The 18,493-nt window shown below is 52.1% G+C and carries 16 protein-coding genes; 5 read left to right on the top strand and 11 right to left on the bottom strand.

Features of this window, described 5'->3' with window-relative positions:
• Window positions 1–2: 2 nt before the first annotated feature.
• Window positions 3–1,025 carry a thiamine-phosphate kinase gene (thiL, locus tag ACAW87_RS24970; protein WP_370726392.1) on the top strand — a complete coding sequence of 341 codons (1,023 nt, stop codon included), beginning with the start codon at window positions 3–5 and terminating at the stop codon, window positions 1,023–1,025.
• Here thiL and ACAW87_RS24965 read toward each other — a convergent pair whose 3' ends face one another.
• The 5 genes from ACAW87_RS24965 to bla all read right to left on the bottom strand — a co-directional run bounded on the left by ACAW87_RS24965 (window position 1,026) and on the right by bla (window position 5,187).
• Window positions 1,026–1,535 carry a gamma carbonic anhydrase family protein gene (locus ACAW87_RS24965; protein ID WP_370726391.1) on the bottom strand — a complete coding sequence of 170 codons (510 nt, stop codon included), beginning with the start codon at window positions 1,533–1,535 and terminating at the stop codon, window positions 1,026–1,028.
• Between the two features lie 152 nt (window positions 1,536–1,687).
• Window positions 1,688–3,172 carry a hypothetical protein gene (locus ACAW87_RS24960; RefSeq protein WP_370726390.1) on the bottom strand — a complete coding sequence of 495 codons (1,485 nt, stop codon included), beginning with the start codon at window positions 3,170–3,172 and terminating at the stop codon, window positions 1,688–1,690.
• Between the two features lie 161 nt (window positions 3,173–3,333).
• Entirely contained in the window at window positions 3,334–3,666 is a 333-nt protein-coding gene (locus ACAW87_RS24955; RefSeq protein WP_370726389.1) for a YegP family protein, read from the bottom strand.
• Between the two features lie 94 nt (window positions 3,667–3,760).
• The gene (locus tag ACAW87_RS24950; RefSeq protein ID WP_370726388.1) at window positions 3,761–4,270 is read right to left on the bottom strand and encodes a hypothetical protein; all 510 of its coding nucleotides are present in this window, start codon (window positions 4,268–4,270) and stop codon (window positions 3,761–3,763) included.
• Between the two features lie 167 nt (window positions 4,271–4,437).
• Window positions 4,438–5,187: a subclass B1 metallo-beta-lactamase gene (gene bla / locus ACAW87_RS24945; RefSeq protein WP_370726387.1), complete on the bottom strand. Its 750-nt coding sequence runs from the start codon at window positions 5,185–5,187 to the stop codon at window positions 4,438–4,440.
• 253 nt (window positions 5,188–5,440) lie between these two features.
• Here bla and ACAW87_RS24940 point away from each other — a divergent pair, with 253 nt between their 5' ends.
• The 3 genes from ACAW87_RS24940 to ACAW87_RS24930 all read left to right on the top strand — a co-directional run bounded on the left by ACAW87_RS24940 (window position 5,441) and on the right by ACAW87_RS24930 (window position 7,425).
• A complete protein-coding gene (locus ACAW87_RS24940) occupies window positions 5,441–5,914 on the top strand; it encodes a hypothetical protein (RefSeq protein ID WP_370726386.1) in 474 nt (157 codons plus the stop codon).
• Window positions 5,915–6,042: 128 nt separating this feature from the next.
• Window positions 6,043–6,498: a hypothetical protein gene (locus tag ACAW87_RS24935; protein ID WP_370726385.1), complete on the top strand. Its 456-nt coding sequence runs from the start codon at window positions 6,043–6,045 to the stop codon at window positions 6,496–6,498.
• 87 nt (window positions 6,499–6,585) lie between these two features.
• Entirely contained in the window at window positions 6,586–7,425 is an 840-nt protein-coding gene (locus ACAW87_RS24930) for a maleylpyruvate isomerase N-terminal domain-containing protein (RefSeq protein WP_370726384.1), read from the top strand.
• A gap of 20 nt (window positions 7,426–7,445) precedes the next feature.
• Here the strand turns inward: ACAW87_RS24930 and ACAW87_RS24925 are convergent, their stop codons facing one another.
• A complete protein-coding gene (locus ACAW87_RS24925; RefSeq protein WP_370726383.1) occupies window positions 7,446–8,414 on the bottom strand; it encodes a hypothetical protein in 969 nt (322 codons plus the stop codon).
• A 154-nt stretch (window positions 8,415–8,568) separates the two neighbouring features.
• Here ACAW87_RS24925 and ACAW87_RS24920 point away from each other — a divergent pair, with 154 nt between their 5' ends.
• Window positions 8,569–10,194, top strand: a complete 1,626-nt coding sequence (locus ACAW87_RS24920) for an amidohydrolase family protein (RefSeq protein ID WP_370726382.1) — start codon at window positions 8,569–8,571, stop codon at window positions 10,192–10,194.
• Between the two features lie 13 nt (window positions 10,195–10,207).
• Here ACAW87_RS24920 and ACAW87_RS24915 read toward each other — a convergent pair whose 3' ends face one another.
• From ACAW87_RS24915 to ACAW87_RS24895, 5 genes are all read right to left on the bottom strand, one after another.
• Window positions 10,208–12,691 (bottom strand): hypothetical protein, encoded by a 2,484-nt coding sequence (locus tag ACAW87_RS24915; protein ID WP_370726381.1) that lies wholly within the window; start codon window positions 12,689–12,691, stop codon window positions 10,208–10,210.
• Window positions 12,634–13,746 carry a DUF4249 domain-containing protein gene (locus ACAW87_RS24910; RefSeq protein ID WP_370726380.1) on the bottom strand — a complete coding sequence of 371 codons (1,113 nt, stop codon included), beginning with the start codon at window positions 13,744–13,746 and terminating at the stop codon, window positions 12,634–12,636. The genes ACAW87_RS24915 and ACAW87_RS24910 overlap by 58 nt, the downstream gene beginning before the upstream one ends.
• Entirely contained in the window at window positions 13,746–16,517 is a 2,772-nt protein-coding gene (locus tag ACAW87_RS24905; protein ID WP_370726379.1) for a TonB-dependent receptor, read from the bottom strand. Before ACAW87_RS24905 ends, ACAW87_RS24910 begins: the two co-directional genes overlap by 1 nt.
• Window positions 16,518–16,519: 2 nt before the next feature.
• Window positions 16,520–17,254 (bottom strand): hypothetical protein, encoded by a 735-nt coding sequence (locus tag ACAW87_RS24900; protein ID WP_370726378.1) that lies wholly within the window; start codon window positions 17,252–17,254, stop codon window positions 16,520–16,522.
• Window positions 17,255–17,678: 424 nt separating this feature from the next.
• Window positions 17,679–18,227, bottom strand: a complete 549-nt coding sequence (locus ACAW87_RS24895) for an REP-associated tyrosine transposase (RefSeq protein WP_370726377.1) — start codon at window positions 18,225–18,227, stop codon at window positions 17,679–17,681.
• Window positions 18,228–18,493 lie beyond the last annotated feature (266 nt).

The following is an 18,493-nucleotide window of genomic DNA, read 5'->3' as shown; positions in this document are numbered from 1 at the left end:
TTATGACTACACTTGATACCCTTGGCGAACTCGGTTTGATCGATCGCATTCAAAAAGAAACACCCGCCGCCTTACAACCCGGCACCATTCGTGGTATTGGCGATGACGCCGCTGTTTTCGCCCTGTCTGATTCGGAATTTGGCCTGCTGTCGACCGATATGTTGCTCGAAGGCATTCACTTCGATCTGACCTATATGCCACTCCGGCATCTGGGCTTTAAAGCGGTGGCCGTGAACGTATCAGACATTGCGGCCATGAACGGATTGCCCACGCAGATCACCGTTAGCCTGGGCCTGAGCAGTCGATTTACGGTCGAGGCCATTGATGAACTGTACGCAGGTATTCGGGCCGCCTGCGAAGCGTATAAGATCGATCTGGTGGGTGGCGATACTACGTCATCGCGCTCGGGGCTGGTTATTTCGGTGTCAGTGCTGGGGCAGGTGGCTAAAGACCGCATTACTTACCGCAACACGGCCCAGCCTAACGATGTAATCTGCGTGACGGGCGATCTGGGGGCGGCTTATCTGGGCCTTCAATTGCTGGAACGTGAAAAGCAGGAATACCTGGCCAATCCCGATATGCAACCCGCCCTCCCGGAAGAACGCGCCTACCTGATTCAGCGGCAACTGCGCCCCGATGGTCGTACCGACATCATTCACGAACTACGCGACCTCGACGTTATTCCAACGGCTATGATCGATATTTCTGACGGACTGGCCTCTGAACTGCTTCACCTTTGCACGCAGTCGGGAACAGGTGCAGTGATTTTCGACGAAAATATTCCGCTGGATGACCAGACGTACCTGGCCGCCGAGGAGTTTAAAATCAGCCCGATCACGGCGGCGCTTAACGGTGGTGAAGACTACGAACTGCTGTTTACGGTGAAACCGCAGGAATTCGAAAAATTGCAGAATCACAGCCGCATTACCGCCGTGGGCTACATGACCAACACGCCCGACCGGATTGTGCTGGCCACTAAAGCCGGTCAGCAAACGCCAATTCGGGCGCAGGGCTGGAAACGGTAATTACTTGTACCAACCCGCATACATGACGTAATTGTTAGCGGTGCGCATAAACACCTCGGCCTGCTCGGGCGAAACGGCTTTGAGCAGGCGCGCGGGGTTACCCGCGTAGATACTGCCCGGCGGCACAATGGTGTTTTGTGTAACAATAGCCCCGGCGGCAATGATCGACCCGGTCCCGATCACGGCTCCGTCCATAATGATCGCGCCCATACCAACCAGCACCTGATCTTCTATAGTGCAGCCATGAACCACTGCGTTGTGGGCAATGGAAACGTAGTTGCCAATGGTGGTAGCCGTTTTCTGATACGTACAGTGAATCACGGCCCCATCCTGCACGTTGCAACGATTGCCCATCGTAATCTTGTTTACATCGCCGCGAACTACGGCGTTGAACCAAACGGTGCATTCACGCCCCATAATGACTTCACCAACAACCGTTGCGTTGGCTGCCAGCCAGCAAGAGTCATCAAATTGTGGGGATATGCCCCGTACAGGTGCAATTAAGGCCATATTGGTAGAGAGTAAGGTGGCAACTCAGGTACATTGCTGAGGCCCGCTGCCGTAAAGGTCGCAAACAGAGGCGTTGGCTCTTCACGATCGGGACATAAAAAAGCGGTGCTGACTTTTCAGTCAACACCGCTTACACCTCTATATCGCCCTCACTATTTTTTGTCGGTTGCTTTCTTCACCAGCTTTTCCAGCGAATCGGCGACATCATCGACAATGCGGTTGGTTTCGCGACGTACCTGACGGAAATCACTTTCTGACGAACGTTGCACTTTGTAAGCCTGATCGGTCAGTTGGCGGCGCTTTTCCTGAAGATCTTTCTGGGCATCTTCGCGAGACTTACGGGCCGACCGGCTTTCGTTAGGTACGTCAGCTTTCAACTCGTCCATCTGCTTGTCGAGCTTCGAGATTTCTTCGTCAATCTCGCTCATCAACTCCTGACGGTTTTCGTTGAAGCGATCGTTGTTTCCACCCCGGTTGTTCGAATTGGAATCATTCTGCCTCTCGTTCCGGTCGTTACTCATGTTCCGATCACGATCCTGATCGTTCTGATTGTTCGACCGATCTGACTGCGAATAAGACCGATCCTGATCATTCCGGTTTTGACCATTCATCATCGATGAGTTGTTGTCATACCGGTTCATGTTCCGATCATCTGAACCCTGACGCCCATCCTGCTGATTGCGAGAATTGTTGTCACGGTTGTTCATTCGATCGTTATTGTTGTTGTACTGATCGTTATACTGACCTTGTGAACGGGAGTTTTGATCCTGGCGATTCATGTTCCGGTCATCGTACGAATTCCGGTTGTCATAAGAATTCCGGTTATCATTCCGATCCATGAACGAGTTGCGGTTGTCGAAACCACCGTTATACGAGTCACGGCTGTTATTGCGATCACGATCGTTGTTGTTCCGGTCGCGATCATCATACCGGTCATTGTATGAATTACGGCTGTCATTACGGTCATCATACCGGTTCGATGAACGATTGTTCATATCCGAACTATAACGGTCTGCATTCGAACGGTTGTCTCGGTCATCGCGATTGTTCCGATCGTCGCGGTCACGGCTATCGCGATCATCCCGATCATCGTTGCGACTGTAACGGTCGTTCGATTCATAGCGGTCATTATCGCGGCTGTAACGATCATCACGACTGTACCGAGAGTCGTAACGTTCGTCATCGCGATCATCGTCCCGGTCAGAGTTGGACTCTGATTGGTAACGGTTGTTATACGATTCTGAATTACGGCGGCTATTGTTGTCAGAGCCTGAGCGGTAGCGGTTGTTATAAGAACCCGACTGTTGTCGGCTCGACGTGCGATCATCGTCGCGATCGCGGTCATTGTTGTTACCCGAGAAGAGTCCCTTCAGCCCTTTTTCGTCGTTGTTGCGGTCACGATCACGGTCATTTCGGTTCGAGCGATCATTGTCCCGGTCATTGCGAGAGAAAAGGCCGTCGCGATCGTCATTTCTCCGCCGGTCATTGTCCCGGTCAGAGCGTCCCTGACTAGCTGTAGCCGGAGCCCGGTTTACTGAATTAGAGTCTTTATAAAGCCAGCCTTCTACGGTGGCGCAGGACGATAAACTGGTAATGGCGGCCAACATGGCACCTACTACCCACACCTTCTTTTTCATAACGTTGCTATTTGGAATGAAAAAGTGGCCCAAAATTGGTGCCAACACCAATTTTGGGCCACTGAGGGCGTTTTGCTTTGCAAGCGGTGTAGAATTATTCTACAAAAACTGTAGAATATATTACCTACCTCACGGTTACGGTATTCCGGTTAAGGGGTGTACTAGAGCGTTTGATCATCTACGGTGGCATCGGGAGCGTTCTTCTTCACCGACTCAATGCCGTTTTCGCGGGCTGCTTCACTTTCGTACAGTTCGCTCGAGCCAATGACTTGCCCATTACCTGCCTTTAAGCTGAAATACGGTTTTCCGTTTGCTGACTCTTTCCGCTCGAACCGGCCGTCATCCTGCGCGTTTTTTCGAACCGATTCAATTCCATTTTCGCAAGCCGACTTCGACGAGTACCCTTCGCTACTTAGAATAGTTTGCCCGTTCCCTGCTTTCAAACTGAACTGAACTTCGCCATTAGTACGGGTGGTCATTACAAATTTTCCCATGGTTTATTTAGAGGTTTAGATACATCGGCAGACAGTTACATATGTTGTTATACTGTCTGCCTGTTTGAGAAGCAAGTTACTATAATGGAGCACTCTATGGCGTAATGGTATACGTATTTCCCGTTTTTTTAAGCGTAATGTTGTTACCTCGGGGTGTTCCGAAGTAGTTGTTGGTGTTGAATGGAGCCAAACCTGCAGCAAATGAGCCGTTTACGGTGTAGGTTTTCTTGTCGGTAATGCCTTTAAATATAATCGTGTACGGCATGGCTGCAGTGCCGGTTCTATAGGCTGCAACAACTAATAATTCTTCATCAGGCGAAACGGGTTGAATATCAGTCGATAGTACACCGGTATCAGATGGGCCAATGGTACCTCCCTGTGGGTTAGACGTACCTGAGTACGAACTTTTCCGGTATAAGTATAAATCCAGATCGGCTGTGGCCGGCGATTTAGTATACGTCAGCGTAATGTTCAGCCCCCCGGCATCGGTTATGGTATTGTCGGGGGTTGCGGGGGTAAGCTCTGTTTTTTTGCTACAACTGGTTAGAGTAAGCGCAGTGAGGAGGGTTAATGACAGGAGCGGATAGATCTTTTTTTTCAACATAATCCAAAGCGAGTTAGTAGATGAAACAGATACATACAGGCTTACATACCTTGCGGTTTGTAGGATTGTAAAGTAGGCTGTTCTCTCTTAAGTCGCTCTGCCTCATTTATCGTGTGGTCAGTAACGTACCTGATCGGTCGAAAATGACGCAAGCTTACCGATCTGCCTTAGCGTTTGCCGGTGCGGTGTTTTTCCAGCAGACGTATCGTGTGCTGCAGTGATTTGGTGTCGCCCCATTCCTCGTGACCGGGAACCACAATTTTAGCCGTACCGAACTGTGCCATTACCCGCCGCATAGAGGTAGCCCACTCGTTCAGATTGGCATCGCCCACGAAGCCCATGCCGAACGCAGCTACGCTTTTTACGAAACAGCCGCCGTGCAGAATCTGCTGCTGTGGCAGCCAAACCACCATGTTGTCGCTTGTGTGGCCTTCGCCGGGGAAATAGCACCGAATGGGTACGTTACCAATGGTGAAGGTTGTGTCGGCCGGTAAAATGCCTTCAGGGGATACGTACCCATCCTTTACTGCCAGTTGGGCTGTTCGCGCTGTACTCACAACACGAACGCCTGCTTTCTGTAGCTCGCCTGTGCCGCCAACGCGGTCGCCGTGAGCGTGGGTGACAATGCACAACCGCACGGGCTGACGCAGACTGTCGGCCACCCATTGCAGCAACTGCTGTGTATTGTCGGTGTTCTCTCTTGTGTCCCAGCCTGTATCGACCAATACAACGCCATCATCTGTTTTGATGATTAGCCCGTTGGAGGGGGTGAAGCTTTTCTGATATTCGCCATACGTAACGTGCACATACACCCGTTCGGTCAAAGGCGTAACCGTGAGTTTAGGCTTTGTAGTAGGCTGAGCCTGAACAAAGCCAACGAGAAAAAATGGGACAAGTAACGCTAACAGAATACGCATCAGGAGGGTAGAAATTTGGAGTACGTTCGTACCGCCAAATAACGCTAATTCCTGACTTGGCAGTGATAGGTGGGTAAACAAATAACTAATTTTTAACTCCAGCGAGATAGCTAAAGTACACCTCTTCATGTTACCTATTACAGAAAATAGACAATGTGTACGGATTCAGCACTGCCTGCGTTCTACGAGTAAATCCTACATCTAAGTGGCTACGGTTCGTCTCGTCTGCTATTGCTTTATACTGTGTTTTCCTATGCTTGCACAGGCACAACTTCAAAGGCCATATGGAAAGCCTGTTCGCTGGGCAGTTACCGGCGAGGTGGGTGGGCTGAGCCCCCTTTTATCGTTGAACGCGGAATATGCCCCTGTTCAGTTCAGAAAAAGTTTCCTGGTAATTCGAGGTGGCGTTGGCCACCTGTTCACGAACTACAGCATTCTGACATTGCCCCACGCGCTAACCTGGAACGTGGTATTGAATGGCCAAACAAGAGGCTGTTTGCCCCGAGAGCCTCGAAATTCATTCTTTGCTGAGGTTGGTCTTGGCAGTGTTTATCTGCCGGGGGCTATGGAAGGCGTTACGTATCGATGGAGCCCAATCTTAGGCGTTCGTCGCTATTTTGCTTATAATGTAAGAGCAAACGGCTTTTGGAAAGTCCAACTAACCCCGGTTGTTTCCGGGCAATGGGTGCCTTGGGGAGGAGTAGGACTAGGTCTGCTCATCGATTAAGGTGTCGCTACAAACTCATTTGTGGAGCCAGCCCGCATGATCAAAAATGGAGAAAGCTAACCTACAAAGTAACCTTTTACCTGATTGACAGTTAGACTCTTATCTGTAAAACCAAACCCTTTGCTTGTATGAAAACCCTACTTTTTAGCTTTTGCGCGACGCTTGTCTCTGCTGCTTGCTCTTGGGCACAAGTAGCCACTTCTACGCTGAATAACGATCTCTCTTTTCGCCAAGCGTTAACGTCAGTTCAGTACCCGCTTCTGGTTGAGCCATCGACAAAAGAAGCAAAGGTGTACGTCAATTTTACGATCACTAAAGCCGGAAAGATTGATGAGGTTAAGCTCCTGAAAATGGGTTCTTTTAGCAATGCATTTGTCGGCGAAGTGAACCGAATAATTGCAGATTTGCCTCTCCAAAAGTCAAATTATGCGGGTGAGTATGTGCTTCCCGTGGTTTTCGAAGCGAAAATCAAATCAGGCGATTACCAACCAACGGCATCAGACCGGGCCGCCTTTGATAAGACCTTTATTCAGCTAAGGCGTCAGAAAACGGTGCTTGATGAGCTATACGTATTCGCGAAATAAACTGACCAGTCAATGGCTTTTTCAGCTGTTGGCAATCGTTAGCAAAGCTTGGAAAAATAACCAGAAGGCACGCAGTTCAGAATATCCATGCAACCTGTCAAAGTAATTGATACCATTGAGTTATTTCCCGTTTTGCACGAGCAGCTGGTTTCGCTTTTGGAAGAACTAACGCCCGATCAATGGCAGTCGCCAACGGTTTTGCGTGGTTGGTGCGTTAAAGACATTGCGTCGCATATCATAGACGGGCATTTTCGGCGAGTGGCGCTATACCGGGATCGATACATAGATCCGAATCCACCCCGTATCGATTCTTACCAATCACTGGTCGATTACCTCAATCAGTTGAACCATGATTGGGTGATCGCTACCCGACGGATTAGCCCGGCTCAATTGCTTGATTGGCTTAGGCAGGTGGGACCTGAGGTCTATCAGCTTTTCAAGACATTGCCGCCCCATGACGCGGCCACATTTTCGGTGGCCTGGGCGGGCGAAGAATCGTCACAAAACTGGTTTCACATTGCCCGCGAATACACCGAGTTATGGCACCATCAGCAACAGATTCGTTTGGCTGTCGACCAGACGGAGCCGTTGATGAACGCGGCGCTATACCATCCTGTAATAGACACCTTCATGCGGGCGCTGCCGTACACCTACCGGTCGGTAATGGCTCCCGAAGCAACGCGGATCAGGTTTACGCTTACCAATCTGACAGGCTCATGGTATCTGTACCGGGCGGCTACTGACTGGCAGTTGGTTACAGACATCGCTGATCAGCAGCCGGTTACGGATGTGTCAATCGACGGGCAGCTAGCCTGGCGTTTGTTTACAAAAGGCCTGACCGACGCTGAGGCCGCATCATCGGTTACCATCGAGGGTGATCAATCGTTAGGCAATCCGGTACTGCGGATGCTATCGGTAATGGCTTGAACCACTCGTAACAGGCTCGTTTACAGCCCTAACTCACGGCGGAGGGTGCTGTCGGCGGGGGTGTTGTGGTTCCAGTAATCAGATTGGAGGCTTTTCTGAAGAACGGCACGCGAGGTCAACACCTTGTCTTTGGTCTTGTAGGTGTCTTCCCAACCGGCAATTTTGTGCGGAAAAGCGGCCTCGAAAATAACCGTTAACTTCCGACCATCCTCTTTATAATCAAGCGTATAGGCTTTGCAGGGGCCGACAGCTATGCCAAGTATGTAGGTACGTGTCCACGCAGCACCCTGCGCCGAATCGAGGGTGGCGGTGACAGGCAGCGATTCCAAGCGTTTATGACGAAGGCGAGCGGCCTGCGTGCCGGGAATCAGGTGAATAGCGCCGGTGGGTAGCTTATCGGGGTTTAGCCGGATACGGTTCCAGAGTTCATCTTCCAGCAGTGCCTTATCTACGGTATAATCTTCGGCTACTTCCTGCTCAAAATACGACCGGCCCGATACCGCGTAACCGTTGTTCTTGTAGCTCACCTGTACATAGCTCTGCCCGCACCATTCCTGCCCCGATGTGGTGACTTTCAGCGTGTTCGGGAATTTTGGCGAATCGATTGGCGTGAAGACCGACGTGAACAGCGAGTAGTCATAAACGCCTGTCACGAACCGCCGAATATAGTTGGTTTTCAACACCGGAATGGCCAGGCTACGGCTTTCTTCTGATTCTGATTTTACCTGTTTATCGGTCCGAAAATCTTCGGTCACGAACACTAACACGGCTTCACCCGTTCGGGCGGCTCCGTATTGCGCCTGATCGAGGCGGTAGGTGTTCAGTTCGGCTTTTCCGCCAAACCAGTACGCCCGAAATTCGGGCGACGATGCCGGTGACGGGGCTGGCGGTGGGGTAGGGCCTTTCTGGTAGACGGTGGCACCCATAAAGATGGCAAGGCCCACGGCCAATGCCATCACAATATATAAAAAGTTGCGTTGAACGAACATAGAATCAGGTATTTAGCGTAGAGACGCAATATCTTGCGTCTCCTCGTGCGTCAGCAACCTACATATGCCTAACAACGGTTGCAGGCCATACCCAAATTGCTGACGCACGAGGAGACGCAAGATATTGCGTCTCTACAACAAACCGATATCCATTATGCATAGACTACGTCTACTTCTTCTTATTTGCAGCACGTTCACCGTTGTTTATTCTGGATTTGCCCAGATCGAAAAGGCACCTACCCGTAAGGCTACTGATGGCGGTGGTCCATATAACCGGCTCATCATTCGTGGCGTTACGCTGATCAACAGCACGGGCGCACCACCGGTTGGCCCGGTCGATATCGTGGTAGAGAAAAACCGGATTGCCCAGATTCAGCAGGTGGGCTATCCCGGCGTGCCGATCGACCCGAAACGGCGGCCACAGGCCAAAACGGGCGATCAGGAACTAAATTGCGAGGGTATGTACCTGATGCCCGGCATGATCGATATGCATGGTCATATTGGCGGCAAAGACCAAGGTACACCGTCGGAATACGTGTTTAAACTATGGATGGGGCACGGCATCACCACCATTCGCGACCCATCGGCGGGTAACGGACTCGATTGGGTGCTGGAACACCGCGCCAAAAGCGAACGTAACGAAATCATTGCGCCACGCATTAAAGCCTACACCAGCTTTGGGCAGGGCAGCAAAGAGGCCATCACCACGCCCGAACAGGCCCGCGCCTGGGTACGTCAGAATGCGCAACGCGGTGCCGATGGGATCAAGTTTTTCGGGGCCGAACCCAACGTATTCAAGGCTGCACTGGAAGAGAACAAGAAGCTGGGGTTGCGGTCGGCCTGTCACCACGCCCAACTGGAAGTGGCGCGCATGAATGTGCTGGCCACCGCCAAAGCCGGACTAACCTCGATGGAACATTGGTATGGCCTGCCCGAAGCCCTCTTTGCCGACCGTACCGTGCAGGATTACCCCGCCAACTACAACTACAACAACGAGCAGGACCGGTTTACCGAAGCAGGGAATCTCTGGCAACAGGCCGCCAAACCCGGTACGCCCCGCTGGAATGCCGTGATGGATTCGCTGATTCGGATGGATTTTACCCTCGACCCGACCTTTAACATCTACGAAGCCAACCGCGAACTGATGCTGGCCCGCCGCGCTGAATGGCACGACGAATACACGCTACCCAGTCTGTGGCGTTTCTACGGCCCAAGTCGCATTTCGCACGGGTCGTATTGGCATGATTGGGGCACCGAGCAGGAAGTAGCCTGGAAAAAGAATTACCAGCTCTGGATGCAGTTCATCAACGAATACAAAAACCGGGGTGGCCGCGTCACCACGGGTTCCGATTCGGGCTTCATCTACCAATTATATGGGTTTGCCTATATCCGCGAGCTGGAACTGCTGCGCGAAGCGGGTTTCCATCCGCTCGAAGTGATTCGGTCGGCAACCATAAAAGGAGCCGAGGCGTTGGGCATGGCTGATCAGATTGGCTCTGTCGAGGTGGGCAAGCTGGCCGATTTCGCCATCATGAAAGAGAACCCACTGGCCAACCTGAAAACGCTATACGGCACCGGTGCCATTCACCTCAACGAAAAAAACGAGGTGGAACGAATCGGCGGGGTGACCTACACGGTGAAAGATGGCATTGTCTACGACGCCAAACAGTTACTAGCCGACGTTCGCCAAATCGTAGCTGATGCCAAGGCAAAAGAAAACTTCGAGATTCGTCAACCCGGTGTGCCCGCCAAACCCGCCAAAGTGGGTTCGGGACAGTGATCGGTAAGGGTGACTACTTCGGTGGGTTTTTTACGGTGAAAAGCCGTTGCTGGCTACCGGCCTGGCCTTGGGTGGTCAGGCCGTTTACCTCGATCAGGTACGTTCCGGTCTGGTCAGACGTCGAGAAGGTGAGTTGGGCGTTGCCCTGGGCGTCGGGTTTCACGTCCGGGTTCCAGTACAGCAAAGTACGGGCGTCGGGAAGGCGACTGGTTTGCTGATTGGCATTGTCGTAGCGGGGGGCGTAAAATTCCCGTTGCAGTTGCAGGCCATCGTAGTCGAGTTTCAGCGTCTTATTGTCGAGCGAAAAACCAGCCAGATCACCTTTATAAGTCATAAAACTGATGACGCCCGGAAACGGATTCGCCCCCAACAGGTATTGATTGGTAATAACATCCAGCTGACTGATTTTCAGTGGACTAAACTCAATGAGTCTATCTATGTTGAAGATCGGAACCCCGTCTATCAGTACCAGCGATGGCTCTTCGAAAAAGGTGCCTTCGTAAGGGCTGTTCGGAACAAAAAGCCGGAATCGTCCCTGCCGCTTGCGGGGAGCTACGCCTCGTACATACTCGCGCAAAACTTCTTCCATACGCGGGAAACGGGTATACACATCCAGCTTGTACGATTCACCAGGAACACCGTAAAAAGCCGTACTGTCGACCGTCGGAACGCGAAACTGACTGGCTGGATCGCCCGGTCGCCGAATGTCGCCAAATGACGAACGTACCTGCATGGCCACGCTGCGGTTTACCACCACATCGGCCATTGATTCCGACACAGAGAAAGCCGGTAACCGGCTACCCGAAAGCGTTTCTGAAAACGGGTTGGTAATCGAGATCGTATAGAGGCTGTCCTGAGGATTAGTCTGCACAATCAGGTATTTAGGGCCGTAGAAATCATCGAGCTCGAACCGAATTTGTCCGGCCGAATTGCTTCGGTTGGCATACAGGCGCACGGGTTTACCTGGTGGCGTTAGGTACGTTAGCACGTCGGAAACGGGTGCTCCTGTGGCGGGGTTGGTCACCGTTCCCTGCACAATGAGCCGGTTATGTTCAGGAATAAACAGTCGGTTCACTGGTTTACCGCTCAGCACGTCGTTCCAACGAAACCTACGCCAGCCGTGGGTGAGCATCAGGTTATCGGCGGCCTTCGTCTGTTCCGGCGTTTCGGGTTGCAGGTAGTACGTCGGTGATTCAATATCGCCCCGCAAATCGGCGGTTAGCCAGAGGTAACTCAGGATGTTTTCGGTACTGGCCGTCACCAGTGAATCGACCCGGTACACGGCCACCGATAATGAGGCCTCGCCGGTTTTTGACCCAGCCGCCTGCACCGCTGCCGAAAGGGTTACCGTGGCGCGAGGGGCATACTGGTTCTGATTGGTTTTCAGCTCAATAGCTAGTGGCTGATCGGGGCGTTTGAAATACAGGCGTTCACAAACGGGCTGGCGGTTAGCATCGAAAATGGTCAGGTGCGAAATGCCGTCGCCCAATGCTTTTTTGTCAACCAAAAAGGCGGTTTCGCCCTGAATGGCCCGCCTCTCAGCCACTTTGATGTCGTTCCGGGTGTGCGCAAACAGATACACCTCCGATGCGCCTTCGATCGTGGTGGCTACGGTAATTTTTAGTCGACTATTTCCTTCTTCGCTAACGTGCATCGCGTAGCCCTTCGCCTGTGCCACAGGCAGCGGTTGGCTGCTAACCACGCCCTTGTCATCACGAAGAACTACCCGATAGTTGCTGTTGATGGCAGGCGTTACCGGGAACGTACCTATCCCGAACTTATGCGTGCTGAACCGGGCTAGGGTGTCGTTCGTATTCGAGAGCAACCAGCCGCGAGCGGCTACGCCCCGGCCCGAGGCATCGGTTACCCGGAAGGCCACATTGCCTGGCAAGCCCTGCACCAGTTGCCCGCCTTCGGGGAAAAGCTCAATCGTATGCCGGGGTGTTTCGGTCAATACGGGCAGGCCCAGCGGCCGGAACGGATTAACAATCGTCAGTGCTTTTTCGAAGTAAAAATCGGCGCCAACGTTTTTCATCCAACTGGTATAGGCACGCATCAGGTACGTACCTGAGTTCAGCGAAGCGGGAACAAACAGCGACCCGTTACCGCCATTGGCCGTGAGCGCCACTTTGGTTTGTAAGGCTGGTTTTCCGTCTTTATCCAACAATTCCAGGTACGTTACTTTGCTGAGGTCGAGTGGTTGGTGGAAGGTGCCGTCTACGTAATAAATCTTGAACCAGATCAGCTCACCGGTGAGGTAAACCGACTGGTCGGTGTGTACAAACAGCTTTTCTTGCAACGACTGTCGCCGATATTGGTCGAACGACTGAATAAGGGCGCTGGCCGGTGTTGGTAACTGCGCAACCGCCGATAAGCTGGTCAGAGTCAGCAGGCAACGAAGCGAAACGGATAGAAGTCGTAGTCGGGCGGTCATCAGCGTTATTTCCAGAAATCGGGCTGTTTGTTGGTGCCGCCTTTCAGACGGCAATCGATGCATTCAACGGTACTGGTTTGGTACGTCCCCTCCTGAAAAGATACAACGGCTGGCCGAAGCCGACGGATCTCGGCCTCCGACATATCCACAAGTGCACAGTCGCCAATGCCGGGTAGATTTGGCCAGTTTGGGAGTTGCGTGCTAGCAATGAAAAGGCGTTTGGTTTCAATCGATCCAACCCGGAAGAAGCCCATAACCAGGTCGGCGGGGTTAGAAGTCGAGCGAATATTGCCGGTTACCTGCGCGGGTTGCGGGTCGAAAATAGAGCCGATGTTCTGAGTCAGTTTGCCTAGTTGGTCGTAATACGTATACCCCGCTTGTGTCAGCCCGATTTGCCTGACCAGAATGCTGTACTTGTACGTTAGTCTGGGCGACGTACTCGGAACGAACACCAGCGGGAACTGACTCACTACATCGTTGCTGAGCCGTTTGGTAGAGGTTGTTATAATGCTGGTTGAATTTTCGGTACTCCAGCATTGGTAGATCAACTCGGCACGCGGGACAATCTCATTGTTCTTAAGTTCGAGGTAGGCGAAAAATGGGGCTCTATGTTCCCAGGTAACGTCGTATTCCCACCGGTAAAAGCGGGTGTTATTGGTTGGGTCATGGGTGTTCAGGTTAATCTGAACGCCATCGCTTTGTACGCGCCAGCTCAGGCTGTCGATGGGTGGGGTTTGCACTACAGGCACGTAGTCAGAATAGTAGTCGGTGCCTTTTGCGGTGCGGATGTGCAGCCGGTAGGTGTCGCCCACGCGCGGGGTTACACCGGCCAGCGTATACGTACCTGCGTTGCCTTCGGTGAAAGGGTAAACGGCCTTGGTCTGGTTTTCGATGGTTACCTGCGCTTTGGTTTCGGCAACGGGCGCTTTGGTCTCCGATAGATTCTGGGTACGTGTCAACCGGATGGTCGACGTAGTTCCCGGCGCGCTGTTGAAAAAGCCATTGACGACCAAGTAATTATCTGGTGAAACGATCTCGGGGGGGCGGTACAGGTCAACGCATCCGGTTGCTGCCAACAGGCCTACATACGCCAGTAGTTTTGTGAATGAGTTGTTCATCAGAATCTGAAGTTGTAGGTCACCGATGGAATTGGCTGGCCAAAGATGGATAACTGATACCCGTTGATACGGCCGTTTTCCGATTTAAAATAGACTGAATACGCATTTCGCCGCCCAAACAGGTTGTAGACCGAGATGGTCCAGGAACTGTGGGCCAGCTTTTTTACTTTATGATTTCCCTCAATGTTCATGGCCAGATCGGTGCGGATGTAGTCGGGAATCCGGTACTGATTTCGGTCTGAATAAAGCAGGCGGGGGGCATTGTCGAGCGTAAATTTGCTGACGGGCAACGTAATAGGCCGGCCGGTGCTGTAGGTGAAATTAAGCGACAGGCTGAATCGGCGGCTGAATTTGTAATTGCCTACCATCGTCACGTCGTGTGGTTTGTCGTAGCTACTCGGATAATATGAACCGTTGTTGATCAGTTCGTCGGTACTTAGTCCGCTAGTGCGTAGCAGGGTGCGGGCGTAGGTGTAGCTCAGCCATCCGTTCAGCTTGCCCGTTGCTTTTTTTGCCATCAGTTCCACGCCATAGGCCACCCCGTCGGCATTGACCACATCGGTTTCGATATGCTGGTTTAGAATCAGTTCAGCTCCGTTCCGAAAGTCGAGCATGTTTTGCATGGTCTTGTAGTAGACTTCGACCGACGTTTCGATGGTGTTGGCTCGGGCATTTTTATAAAAACCCAGCGAATACTGGTCGCCGATCTGTGGTTTGATGTTGGCGTCGCTCAGTTTCCAGATGTCGGTGGGCGAGATAACGGTGGTGTTCGACAGCATCTGAATGTACTGGCGCGTTCGGTTGTAGCTGGCTTTGAGCGAAGCCGTAGTTGAGAACGCGTACCGGAGGGCCAGCCGATATTCGGGGCCGTGGTAGGTCGAAATAGCCTGCCCATTGCCATAGGCTACCGTGTCTATGATGGAGTTGACCGACCTGGGAATCCCCGGCGCATACTGGAACACCGAATTTGGCCCCAAAGCCGTATACACCGAATAGCGCAACCCGGCGCTGATCGACAGGTTGGCGTCGATATCGTACCGATCGCCAACGTAGATAGCGCTTTCCCGACCCTGTTCGGTGGGCACCACATCGGGCACAACAAGTGATTCGGGGCCTTTTGGGCCAAACGTACCCGGTGAAATCCGGTACGTCATGGTGCTGATGCCCATATCCAGCGTGTGCTGGTTGGTAGGGTAATAGTTGAAATCAGCTTTGGCTTGTATATGCCTGATTGCGAACGCCAGTTGATAGGCATTCACGGGGTTTTTCTCGCTGGTGACGTCGTATTCGTAGCCGCTATAGCTACCGGTAAATACGCCGTAAAGCTTGTTGCTGAAGGTGTGTTTCCACTTCAGAACCGCGGCCTCGTTTTTATATTGATAGGTGGTATCGTTCAAAAGCCTGAATCGATCGTGGCTTAGATAGCCGGTCAGGTACAGCGTGTTTTTCTCGTTTATGTCATGGGTGATGTGCAGATTCAGGTCATAAAACTGGGCACCGCTCTGGCTAAAGGCGCTGTTTTTCAGTTGTTTCAGCAGCCAGTCGGAATAGGTTGACCGCAACCCGAGAATAAACGACGTTTTATCTTTCAGTAGCGGCCCTTCCAGCGTCAGGCGCCCGGTAAGCAGACCAATTCCGCCCGAGCCAACCAGCTTTTTCTTGTTGCCATCGCGTGTTTGCACGTCGAGCACCGACGAGAGCCGCCCGCCAAACCGCGCCGGGATAAAGCTTTTGAACAGCTCGGCGCTCTTGATCATGTCGGGGTTGAAGGTGGAGAAGAAGCCGAACAGGTGCGACGAATTGTAGATCGGTGCGTCGTTGTAGAGGATCAGGTTCTGGTCGGTAGCGCCCCCGCGCACGTTGAGGCCCGTTGCGCTTTCGCCCACCGTTTTCACCCCCGGCAGGGTCTGAATAACGCGCAACAAGTCGGCCTCGCCCAGGGCGCTGGGCATCTGCTTGATACTTCGGATATCGACCCGTTCCTGACCCATTTGCAGCCCCGACACGTTTTTGTCTTTTTCCGCTTCGATCACGACCTCTTTCAGGGCAATCACATCGTCGGTCATTTCCAGATCGAGCTTGCCATTATCGTATAGAATAATTCGGCGTTGGGCGTCTTTCAGGCCAATGCTTTGCAGTTTTAGCTCATGCCGACCGCGCGGTAGCGTAATCGAGTAATACCCAAACTGGTCGGTTGCGGTGCCGATGCGCGGGTTTTCCAGGTAGATAGACGCCCCTACAATCGGCTCGCCCGAGGCAGCGTTGCGAACGTACCCGGCCAGTGTAGCGCGCCCCGATCGAATGGGCTGGGTACGTTTCCCGACTTCATACACTTTCGTTTCGGGCACCACTGCTTTCTTCTGGCTTTCGGTCAGGTACGTTGTCATGGCCGAGTCGCTACCGATCCCAAAATTGCCCCGCTCAAAAAAGCCAATCGGTAAATCGGTGCGGATAACCCGGTTCAACGTAATGTAAACCCGCCCCTCATTGTCGAGGGCATAGCCGTAGTTAGTGCCTTCAAATACACGCTGAAGCACCGTGCGGAGGGGTTGATTCTCAACGCGAGCCCCAATCAGCACGCTATCGGCATAGGTAGGGTTGTAGTAAAACCGGTAGGGCGTTTGAGCTTCTAAGCGCTGCACCAGCTGTTCGAGGCGCAGGTTCTGAAAATCGCCGCTAATGGGTTTGTTAGCAGTTGTCTGTGCATAAGCCGGTAGCAGGAAGCCCAATAACCCCAATGAAAGGGCGATAATACGGTAGAGAGGGGACATCGTTAGCGGGTTAATTCGTCGTAGTGTCGGGCTAGTTGAGTAAGTGCCGCTCCCAACTGTTCCCCTTTAAAAATCAGATCATTGGCGCGAATGTATTTTCGCAGCTCCTTGCTCTGGTCTTTGAAAATGGATAGAATAGCCCCTTTCGAATTCGCGTCACGATAGCTCCCCTCTTTCAAGATAAAGAAACGGTCTTTCTGCAGAAAGTCGGCTTTGTACGTACCACTCGATATGTCTTCGTGAATGGTTTTGATTCGCCGTGCCAGTGCTTTTGTCTTTCCGTCGTACAGCATTTCGTAGAAACCCGTTGTCAGTCCGATGGCCGAACCGCCTTCAGTGGGAGCAACGAGGCGGATAAACGGGTTAGCGTTGATTGAAAACCTGCTGACTTGTTCGTTGTGTAACCGCACTTTAAATCCGCTTCCTACCGGTTGCACTACCAGTTGGTCGCGTACAATATCGTATTGCATGCTCACCCCCTTGTAGTAGATCCCATTATAGGTAACTGCACCTGCCTGCAAGCTGTCGATGGAATAGAAAGGGTGTCCCTGAATCTGATGATTGTGAGCAATATACTCGTTCCCGTCGTACACATGGGCCTGCTTACGGGTGGCCTGCTCGTAGGTGGCTATAGCCTGCTGACGGGCCACTCTGACAAATAAACTATCCTGTGCGGCTACCTTATTTTGCGTACTAATGGACAGGAAAAGAAAGAAAACGAAGCAGACGTGCGGCATAAAGAGGAACGTTTTCTAGTACAGATTGCCAATAACAGCCTGAATGGCTAAACAGACGGCTACCTAACGGCGGTCGTGCTGATAAAATGCAGATTAGCCTCATTCATACCCTTGTCTATAAGGAACATAGAGCGAAGTATTTGCACAGTGTGTTGAGCCCAGTTGCTCTATAGGTATTAGTATTTGTGAAGCTGGCGCGAGTGTATACTCGCGCCCCTTATGTCGCAAGCATCTGCTTGTTGCCCGACAGGGCAATACGGTATAGGCTGACCAAGTGGTAGGCTTAGAAACGGCTTCTTTTCGCTACCGTATTGTGCCTTAGCGCTATGCAAGCGGATTGGTCCGGCGTCCCGGCTTGCGACAAAAACGCGAGGATTTCCTCATGCCAGCTACCGTAACCGATTTGCGGGCGCAAACATGTGCCTTAGTAAAGCAGAATTACGGGTAATAAGCCGGGGCTGCCACTGTAGTTGCTGGCGCTGCTGTACAGATAATGTTCGGGCTCATCTACGAAGCCCGCTTTGACCGGGTTTTGATGTATGTACTCCACCTTCTGATCGATGGCTTCATTGCTACTCAACTCGATTGGGTGAAAACCCTGCTGCCAGATTTGGTATCCGTTGTTACTGCTATTCTGTCGACCGGCCCTCTGAAAAAACCACAATAGCCAGTCGCGCCTACTTTCCATAACATCCTGATCAATTGCTTCATACAGGGCTTTAGCCGTGTGTCGTTTCATGTCGCGCATAATTGCGTCGATGGGGTTTTTATGCGTACCGACGATCACGTGGATATGGTTTGTCATCAGGCAATACGCATACACTTCCAGCCCCTTTTCACGGATACAGTGGCGCAGACTATCCACAACAATATCCTTGTAATGCCGCCTGGTAAAGACATCAATCCAGTTGACGATGGTCGTGGTGACAAAATACAATTTAGTGTTATCTCTAACCTTATACTTACGGCTCATAGCGATGTGGTTTCGCCGCAATATATTGACTGACAATGGCTTTCTAAAACAAGCAGTTTGCCAAGCCTCAGCAATCTCCGCTTTCTCGGCCCCCGCAGCGCTGGCGCGAGCATGTGCTCGTGCCTTTCATGTCGCAAGCCGGGACGCCGGACCAATCCGCTTGCACAGCGCGAAAGCGCAATGCGGTAGCGAAAAGAACCTGTTGCTAAATCAACCACTCGTCAGCCTCTACCGTATTGCGCTTTCGCGCTGTGCAAGCGGATTGG

This window comes from Fibrella aquatica (assembly GCF_041321135.1).
Taxonomy (GTDB): domain Bacteria; phylum Bacteroidota; class Bacteroidia; order Cytophagales; family Spirosomataceae; genus Fibrella; species Fibrella aquatica.
Note: the sequence above shows the minus strand (reverse complement) of the source record. Positions and strands in the feature narration are given on the sequence as shown.